Source organism: Paenibacillus alginolyticus DSM 5050 = NBRC 15375 (assembly GCF_000422905.1).
Taxonomy (GTDB): Bacteria; Bacillota; Bacilli; order Paenibacillales; family NBRC-103111; genus Paenibacillus_E; species Paenibacillus_E alginolyticus.
Genome location: NZ_AUGY01000164.1, coordinates 1 through 8929, shown reverse-complemented (window position 1 = coordinate 8929; position 8929 = coordinate 1). Strand labels below are relative to the sequence as shown.

The 8929-nt window shown below is 40.1% G+C and carries 9 protein-coding genes; 7 read left to right on the top strand and 2 right to left on the bottom strand.

Features of this window, described 5'->3' with window-relative positions; all coding sequences use genetic code 11:
* The 3 genes from G519_RS51180 to G519_RS48240 form a co-directional block, all read left to right on the top strand.
* Positions 1–418, top strand: a 418-nt coding sequence (locus G519_RS51180) for a hypothetical protein (protein ID WP_029198795.1), incomplete at its 5' end; no start/stop codon positions are given.
* Positions 415–1014, top strand: a complete 600-nt coding sequence (locus G519_RS0136605; protein WP_029198794.1) for a type II toxin-antitoxin system PemK/MazF family toxin — start codon at positions 415–417, stop codon at positions 1012–1014. The genes G519_RS51180 and G519_RS0136605, both read left to right, overlap by 4 nt.
* 673 nt (positions 1015–1687) lie before the next feature.
* On the top strand, positions 1688–2611 hold the full coding sequence (locus G519_RS48240) for a type IV toxin-antitoxin system AbiEi family antitoxin domain-containing protein (protein ID WP_051254035.1): 924 nt from the start codon (positions 1688–1690) through the stop codon (positions 2609–2611).
* A 41-nt stretch (positions 2612–2652) separates the two neighbouring features.
* Here the strand turns inward: G519_RS48240 and G519_RS46420 are convergent, their stop codons facing one another.
* Positions 2653–3534 carry a nucleotidyl transferase AbiEii/AbiGii toxin family protein gene (locus G519_RS46420; RefSeq protein WP_161632983.1) on the bottom strand — a complete coding sequence of 294 codons (882 nt, stop codon included), beginning with the start codon at positions 3532–3534 and terminating at the stop codon, positions 2653–2655.
* Between the two features lie 230 nt (positions 3535–3764).
* Between G519_RS46420 and G519_RS48235 the strand changes: the two genes are divergently transcribed.
* The 3 genes from G519_RS48235 to G519_RS0136580 all read left to right on the top strand — a co-directional run bounded on the left by G519_RS48235 (position 3765) and on the right by G519_RS0136580 (position 7859).
* Positions 3765–4391 (top strand): hypothetical protein, encoded by a 627-nt coding sequence (locus tag G519_RS48235; RefSeq protein ID WP_029198793.1) that lies wholly within the window; start codon positions 3765–3767, stop codon positions 4389–4391.
* A 2086-nt stretch (positions 4392–6477) separates the two neighbouring features.
* Complete coding sequence (locus tag G519_RS46410; RefSeq protein ID WP_051254032.1) at positions 6478–7554, top strand: integrase domain-containing protein; 1077 nt, start codon at positions 6478–6480, stop codon at positions 7552–7554.
* A gap of 110 nt (positions 7555–7664) precedes the next feature.
* Positions 7665–7859 (top strand): hypothetical protein, encoded by a 195-nt coding sequence (locus tag G519_RS0136580; RefSeq protein WP_029198792.1) that lies wholly within the window; start codon positions 7665–7667, stop codon positions 7857–7859.
* A gap of 262 nt (positions 7860–8121) precedes the next feature.
* Here G519_RS0136580 and G519_RS0136575 read toward each other — a convergent pair whose 3' ends face one another.
* A complete protein-coding gene (locus G519_RS0136575) occupies positions 8122–8403 on the bottom strand; it encodes a hypothetical protein (protein WP_029198791.1) in 282 nt (93 codons plus the stop codon).
* Positions 8404–8706: 303 nt separating this feature from the next.
* Here G519_RS0136575 and G519_RS51830 point away from each other — a divergent pair.
* Positions 8707–8929 (top strand): hypothetical protein (locus tag G519_RS51830; protein WP_036635278.1); only part of this gene is annotated, 223 nt, incomplete at its 3' end.

Here is an 8929-nt window from a genome sequence, read left to right as displayed (position 1 = left end):
GTGGAGCATACTGCATCAATTCAGAATAGAAAAACAGCCTGCAGATGATGACCTATACTTCATGAGCATACAAAAGATAGCGATTAAATGTACTCAGATGAGGTCCGACTTAAAACCTCTTGTCGGAGAAAGCGAAAAGAAGTTCAATAAGGAGGAAGTCGAACGGGAGTACATGATTTTAAGGCGTTATGTTTTGGGTTTAGAGAAAAGTATCGTCAAGCAATTTTACTTTTGGGATAAAGGAGTTGTAGCGAAAAAGATACTGTCGATCGAAAGAGCGGCTGCAAACTCCTCGAAAAGTGAAATCACAATAAGACGCTATATAAAGTCAGAAACAGTTAAGGCGTATAAGCTAATAAAGATCTGGTGGATTCCAATCGAAGAACTCAAAAATATAAAAAGGGGGCAACAAAAATGAAACTGAAGGATTCATCAGCGGCACAGAGCCAGGTACTAGCGTTACTGAAACAAATTTTGCCGTATTTAGAAAATGAGGATGAGAAAGACGCAACGGCTTATGCTAATGAACTCGTTGAAATGACTAAGCTACGTAACTTAGCCATAACAGGTTGGCGGCCTGACACTCCTATAAAAAAAGGGACGGGTAAATTCCCAATTATGTATCAGCATGTTTATAATGTGGTTTTTTCGCCGGTTATCGGATCGGAGCAAGCTCTAACACGGCCAGCCATTATAATTAGATCCAGCGGTGGTAACACTGTTATCGTCATTCCTTTAACGGACGAGCAGTACGGAAATTCATTACATTTCAACGTTGATCTTAAAAAGCCGTTTGATGAGAAAAAACCAAAAAGTACGGCTTTATTAGAGCAAATTAGGGTCATTGATAAAAGGCGGATTGAATCGCCATACCGCATAAAAGGACAAATCGCAAAAATTGATGATGATGATATGCGTAATATTGAAAGTGAATTAGCAGTTCTGTTGCAAATGGATCTTGATAAAATTAAGAAGTTCCGTGAAGAAGCAGCAAAAGCTACAACGGACCAGTAGTACCAGGTAAAATGCCATCATATACCTTGTAAAAGTAACAAAATTAGGTGCTTATGGGTACAGTAGCAGGTTGCAAAGGAATTCTTGCTGCTATATACTATAAGCAACCCATTATCCGTAAGGCATATAGTTTTCTTGAGCCTTACGTCAATCTCAATTTCCAAAAGCCGCCGAAAAGGCGGCTTTTGTCATTCTAAAAGGATCAACGGAGATTTTATTTCTCAAAAGGCGTACCTTCTGGAACATAAAAAGCCAATAGTCTAAAATTAGACGAGCTAGTTAAAGTTTTAAAGTGACACTTGGCACAGTATATATACTGTGCCAATTACAACTAAATACAAAAAAACACTCTTTTTTTAAGCGCCGTGTACGCCATTTTAAGGCGTGTAAATCTGATGATGGGATATTCATATGAATTTATTGAGAAAATTGATTTCAAGGCAACCTGGAGCTTTTAATAAGGTCCAGGAGAAGGAATCCACCCGTTAATCCGTGGATATCTATAAAATCCAATGAAACTTATATTTGATTATTTTAAAAAGATACTGCATTATGTATATATACATAATGCAAACTCACTTTCATTTTGATTTATATGTCATTTAAAGTATTCGCCGGTTAAGTATATATACTTAACCGGCGAAGTATAAACTTCGCAAAGGGTGGGAAAATAGTGCCTCGATTAAGTCGATTTGCTCTTATGGAACGAAACAAAGATGTCATTGCAAAATCCTTTTACGACCAAGGACAATCAGGCTTTTTTTCTCTTCCTGAGATTGCAAACTTCATTGAGAAAAATAAACCTGAATGGTCTGTACCTAATAAAACCAGCGTGATCGAAATACTCAAATTTTTAACTGGCGAAGAGATTCTTAAAGAGATAACAATTAAACTACCGCGTCGATCTACTGCCCGATATGCTTGGGGTTCTCCATCTGTTTACGAGATTGCTCTATCACTTAATAAAAATTCATATTTAACACACTACAGTGCATTGTTTTTGCATGGTTTGACAAACAACGTAACCAAAACTGTTTATACAAACGTAGAACAAGGCAACAAATCATACTATTATGATGATGATGACGATGATGAAGATGAAATGGAACAGAAAAACATCGACCTTGCTTTCTCAAGACCTATGAGAAAAACTAATCAGATAGCACATTTTGAGTTAGACAACACCAAATATCAAGTTTATATGCTAAACGGAAAATATCACGGTCGTTTAGGGGTTAAAGAACTAAAAATTGATAAGCTGCAATTGCCAATCACTGATATAGAAAGAACGCTAATTGATATCGTTGTCAGACCTAATTATTGTGGTGGAGTCGAGGAAGTATTAGATGCATTTATAGCAGCAAAAGGGAAATTTTCTGTAAATAAATTAGTCTCAAACTTAAAAAAAATGAAATATAAATATCCTTATCATCAGTTAATCGGATTTTATTTAGAAAAATCAGATTACAAACCAGACATCTTAAATTTGCTCAAACAATTTGAGATTAAATATAACTTTTACTTAACATACCAAATGAAAGAAAAATCATATTCGGACACTTGGAAAGTCTACTATCCCAAGGGATTTGCAGAATAAGAAAACAGAAAACTCCCTCTAAGAGGGAGTTTTCTGTTTTCTTATTCTGCAGTCGCAGCAATCTCAGCAATTTGTAAATCAGGTGTGTTGATAAGAGCCCACAATCGTTCTGCCATTTCAACCACATAATCAAAGTAATAGTCGTATGATTCCACTTGAACGCTCACGGTATCACGAACTGCGTTAAAATTGTCACGGTGAAACTCGCGATAACTCTCTATGCTTAACAAAAATGAAAGAGGAACTCTCTTTGCTGCAAATATTTCTCGTATGATGTGAATACTATCCAGGGCATAGACATTGACGGGAGATCTCCATTTTTCAACTATGCTATAGATATCAAAAAAGTCTCTCGCCCGAGGTCTGCGATGCGTAGGAACAATCTCTCCGTACTCCTCCGTCTGCTGGCAAATGGCACGGAGTTTTTCATACACGACCATGACCGGCGTATACACATAAACACTGTATTCCTCATTTGAATCATCTAGCGTCGCTAATTGCTTTGGAGCTACATATTCATACTTACTGATATCAACCGTTAATTTTTTCTCTTGTCCAGTTCCAACAACTGCAGCATGCCTTCGCATATTTTCTGTATCATGTTCGAGCTGCTCATACTTTTCTTTTTCAATGATTTTTAATTCAACCTTGTAGCCGCCCCAGAATTTTTCATACTCAGATTCGATGTTCTTTGGCTTAGCTTGAAGCTTGAAATCAAATACATGATAACCGCGCCCATTAAAAACACGATTAAAAGATGCCAGAAGCCTTGACTCGATATCTACTAATTCTTCTGCAGTAAAGTCATTTTCCATAGACACATCGATGTCCATAGATGCTCTATTGTTTACGTTATAGACGATATTTAACGCATTCCCGCCTTTTAAAACGAACCGCGAAAGAAACTCATCGTCGTAAAACAAAGAAATAATAACTAATTTTCGAATGTCATCAAGCTCGATAATGTTAGTAATCTCTTATCCCCACCGTTCTCTAGTACAATTACCTATTTAATCATAACAGGGGAGATATTTACTATAAAGCAAAATTTGGATCTCTTTCTGGTTTAAAAACTTTGTTACAGGAATCTAAAATCTGGAAGGATATGGCCTTGCATACGTCGAATCGTTCACTATAGCGAGGTGATCACGATATGAATAACGATTTTCAAACGTTCGAAAGGGTACTAACCTCTAAAGATATCGCGGCTATGATTGATATCGCGGAGTCCACTGTAAGGAAGTATGCTGCGGCGTTAGAGGGCGCTGGATATCCATTCACGAAGGATGGAGAAGGAGAGAAGGCTGCACGCATATTTACGGAAGCAGACGCTATGGTAATACGTCATTTAAAGGATCTTCGCGAGAAGACGAATATACCGGTAGAGCAAGCGGCACAACTCATCTCTGCCAAGCATCCAAAAGGCATGACACAGGTCGTAGCGTTCGATGATATAGCACCAAAGGTGGACCTTGATGCGGTAATTAATGCAATAAATGAACGACACGATAAACGATACAGTGATCTGGAATCGAAGGTAGACTCGTTAATGGACTTAAATAAGGCGCTACTTGAGCGATTGGATGAACGTGAGCAATCGGTACAGCAATTAACGGAAATTATGACGGCGCAGAAGGCGATTGCGGCCGCTAGTGAGGATCAGCGCGAGGAACGGGAAAAGGAAAGAGATGCGAAGCTTACGCAGGTATTGCGTGAGATCCAGGCGGCGAAGGCAGCCGCTAACAAATCGGTATGGTCGCGGTTATTTGGAAAACAATAGAAAAAAAGAGAATAATGATAAACGAAGTCGGGATGTTTGGTTAGTAAATAGGGCATGTAAATTATGGCTTTTACTAAATCTAGCAATATGCTATAGTTATTTTTGATAGAGGAAGTTTTTAACTAATCGTAACCTTTTGAAAAATAAAAAATCACTGTTCAAGTGGCTAGAGTTTCTCAGGCTCTAAGCTGCTTCGGATCCGACCCAATCGGAAAGAAACAGGCACTCTCACAATGATTTCTGCAGTAATCTATCGCTAGAATTACTAGCTGTAAGGTTATTGTACCATCGTATTGTATTCTGTTCAAGGATGCAATTTTAGCGAATTGTGTAGATTTTGCTTAGGCTAATCAAGCCCTGGTTTCTCTCTTGTAGAGGATCCAGGGCTTTTCTGATTTACTTTGGTTTCTCTGGACAAGGCCTAATGGCCGGTTCATTAAGCACTCATACATAAGTTGAACGTCAAAACTCAATATCAGGCGCACGAACTTTTTCAAGATTTTTTTGAAAAATAGACTTCGTGAGGCTTCTTTCCTATTGTCTTTTTTCGAGAATGGATTGAAGTACGCCGACGTGGAAAGCACTAGCAACACGAAAAACTTGGCAGAGGTGAGCTACGCCGATGCGGTAAAGTAGCGTGTATTCAGGAAAGCACGGAAACCATGCCCCCGTGAGAATACAGTCTAACGGGAGGACGTCGGTAAACGGTCTGGAGGTAGCCAAGCATCGTAAGATGGGAGGACGTATCAATCACACAGGATTGGCTTTGTGTGGCAAAAGGTACGTATAGCGTAAAAGCTATTGTTAGGGCATGGATGTTACGGGAACCTCGTCATACCTACGCTGTGGAGTCCTACATGAACACCTGCTCAGCACTTAACAGAATCGTTCTGTTTCGATGTACGGGTGGGTGTTCTATGCCCGTTTTCCTGAGCAAAACCGATCTATGGTGCCGTTTAAACCCTTGAAAGTCAAGAGAAAAGATCTAGAGATTACGTAACAGTTAGAAGTACCAGAGAATAAGTGAAAACATTTGAAGAGTTAAGTTTTTAAATAGAGGTGGCGGATGTAGCCCAAGCGGGAGCGTCCCCCGAGGGAGAACACGAAGAGTTTGTTTTATCAAAGATTTGTTTTTTTCACGGAGTAAAGTGTCTGTTACTAAAATACGAACAACAAAGAAATATTGGTGGATTTTTCTTGATAAATTAGAGTGGAGATCTTACAATAGAAACAGAAATGTTGGAGATTAAGTTACTCCGTTTGTACAAGTCTGGCGTCCTATTGGACTGCCCTTATGCGATTGTGAGCTATGCTTTGCAATTGAGAAGTACCTATGTGTTACCTATGTATGAAGGAGCCCTTCGAGTAGTTTTTATGCCTAGAATCCGTTTGTCTAGATTCGGGATAAAAACTACTCGAAGGGCTTTTATATTTGCTTAGAGTCAAAGAAACAAAGCGAATTTATCGCTTTTGTTTTCTTTGGCTTTTTTATAGATAAGGATTAGCTATGGAGCTACACAAGTATGAAAAGAGTTTCTTTATGGAGAAGAAGCCGAGCTCACACCAAGAAAGGCTTGCCTTTGCGTCGGTTGAGAAAAGTGAGTAGATAGAAGGATTGCTGTCCATTGTGCATGTTCTGCGAAGAAGACAGAGCCACATGGACAGCAGTTCTGGTTTCACGTGGAGTAAGGTTGCCATCTCGCACCGAGTAGGGCTTGCCCTGGCCGTGCAGCTGAAAAAGCGAGATACGTTGAAGATAGTGCCAAAGGTATAAAACGCAGCCTTCCGCGTGTGCGGTAAATGCGAGCCATATGGTTTAAAGCCATTGTTCCTTGAAACGTAAATAAGTAGCAGGATAGATGCAACGCCTTAGGAGGATCCGGCGCAGCCGGGCCTCTCTAAGGCGGGGTCCGGGGCTACCGCCCCGGCGCCGAAGGCGAAAAATCGTGGCGCAAAGACCCTAACGCGCTTTCGCTTGTTGGCCTTGATGTTTACAGATGATTCCCCCTAAACCCCTGGGGGAATCATCTGTAAACATCAAGGTCTAAGCAGCATGATAATAACTTTGTAGGAAGGATGAAAAGGAGTGGGGAGAGGCTCTTTAAAGAATCAGGTGCAGTCGGTACTTAAGGAGATTAATCGCATTGGATCCAGCAAACGAGAAGCCAGGCTAGCAGGTGTTAAGGAGAACATTCACTCGATTAAGTATTATCGCGATGTGCAAGGGACAGCAATTCGCTTTACCGAGTTTTGTCGGGAACAGTATGGGATCCGGAGTATTTATCAGCTGACGCAAGAGCATACGAAAGGCTATCTGCAGGCGCTGCTGGATAAGGGAGTGACGAATGGATACCTCATCAATGTGGAATCGCACCTGCAGAAGCTACAGAGTGGTATGCAGAAGTTTTCAGAGAAACTAGGGAAGTCTTCGGTGACATTTATTTCTGGTCGTCAAATATCTCCTGAACAGCGAGAACTACCGAAGAACCGAAGTTACACGCCAGAAGAAATATCGCGGTTGGAAAAGGTGATGTCACCTGGCGTCCGCACGGCGATGCAGATGAGTGTGAATTTGGGGCTTCGAGCAAAAGAAGTGGCTAACATTCGGGTGGAGCATATTGTGGAGCGGTCTGATGGCCGGCTGCAGGTACATATTGAGCAAGGCAAAGGGGTCACCAAGGGCGGCCGTTTCCGCGAAATTCCAGTTCCGGAACCTTATGAGGCTGCACTGCGACAGCTCATTAATGGGAAACCCTTGGAGCAGAAGATTCTAAAAATCAAAGAGGGGACGCTGCGATCCGGATTAAAACGGGCCTCCGATCGATCTCATGTTTCTTCAGCAGGCTGGCATGGTTTCCGTCATACGTATGCCCGGGAACGTCTGGAAACCATTCTCGGGGATCGTAGCAAGGAAGGAAAAGGGATGATTGGGCAGATGCTCGAAAATCGGTCTGAGGGACGCAAAGTGGATTCGGGGATCCGCGGTCAAGAGAAAGAGTTGTTTCAAAAGGTGAAGGCGGCTATTAATACGATACATCATGAATTGGGGCATGGGGATAATCGGTGGGGTCTTGTTGCAGTCTATATTGAGTTGAGAATCATGCTCGCTGGTAGCCTTTTAGAAGGTGGGAAATTACTAGAAACCGATTGGCATGTTGCGTAAATGATGAGCAGATATGATTTGTGAACTATAGGAGATTGAATTTTATAGCATATTTTACCCGTTATATTAATAGATTCAGTAGAAAAGTAAAGTAGGAGGCACTACATCTAATGGTCTCTTTACAAAGTAAGAAATTTCGCGAATTTATTGAGAAGTATAACAATGGTACGATGACTAAAGATGACGCAATGAATTTCAAAGCGGCAATGGTTGAAGCAGCCGAAAAAGTCGGTGGACCTCCTGTCGTAAGAAAACAATCAAGATTTTTCAAGTTTTTTTCGTTCCTCAAATTCAGGCATTTTTGAGCTTAATTTGTGTTTTTCATTCCGTGGAACAATGGCAAAAAAACGGCTCTGTTCGCATCATTTGCGACAGAGCCGTTCTCTGTTTCTCTTAAGATTGCTCGATATAGATGCCCAACTTAGTGAGAAATGGTCATGGACATCTTCACAAAATAGAGATTTTTGTACATATGTCTTGTTCAAGTAGTGCTATCTAACCCAAGTCCATTTATTAGAACTAGGGTTGATGGCATCTCAATTTAGAGCGACAGCTCACAAAGTTTGTTTAAACAGGTTTGATATGCTTTCTTTGCAGGCCAGCATCCTTTGCTTTGTTGGAGATATATCCAGTAGAACGACCTGTAGCAATTGAGATCTCATCATAAGAATATCTAGGCTTATGATTATAAGGGGATGTTTCTTGCAGCATTTCAATAATACGACTATCCGTCAGCAGGTCAATCTGTGATTTACTATCTTTAATTTCTCGTACCCTGTTACCATTTTCTTTTTCTAAAAATGCTACTCGACGCTTCAGATCATTAATTTCAGAGTTTGTTCTTCCCATGGTTTCACCTCTCTAAATTAGATGTTAACATCCTACATAATGATTTGAACAAATTATTCAAATGAAAATTAAAATGAATAATTTATTCATTTTAACCTTCGTGAGAAATAGTGGTTCACCTGTTAGGGAACACAGATCTGCCTCCCGATACCTTTCTAAAAGCATAAAAAGGAAATTTTTGTTTGATTACCCACACAAAATTTGATATAATTCAAACACTTTAGGATATAAATGATCATCAAATATATATAGGAACTATGTTCCTATATATCGTGCCCATAATTTTTTTTGGGAGTGAGACTGGTGGAACATCGTAAGTGTTACGAACTGAAAGACTTAATATCAGAAATCAAGAGCAGACTTCACGAAATAAATAATGCTTTTTTCAAAAGTAATATGATCTATCATATTTACAACGAATTAGGAATCATGTGGAGCATACTGCATCAATTCAGAATAGAAAAACAGCCTGCAGATGATGACCTATACTTCATGAGCATACAAAAGATAGCGATTAAATGTACTC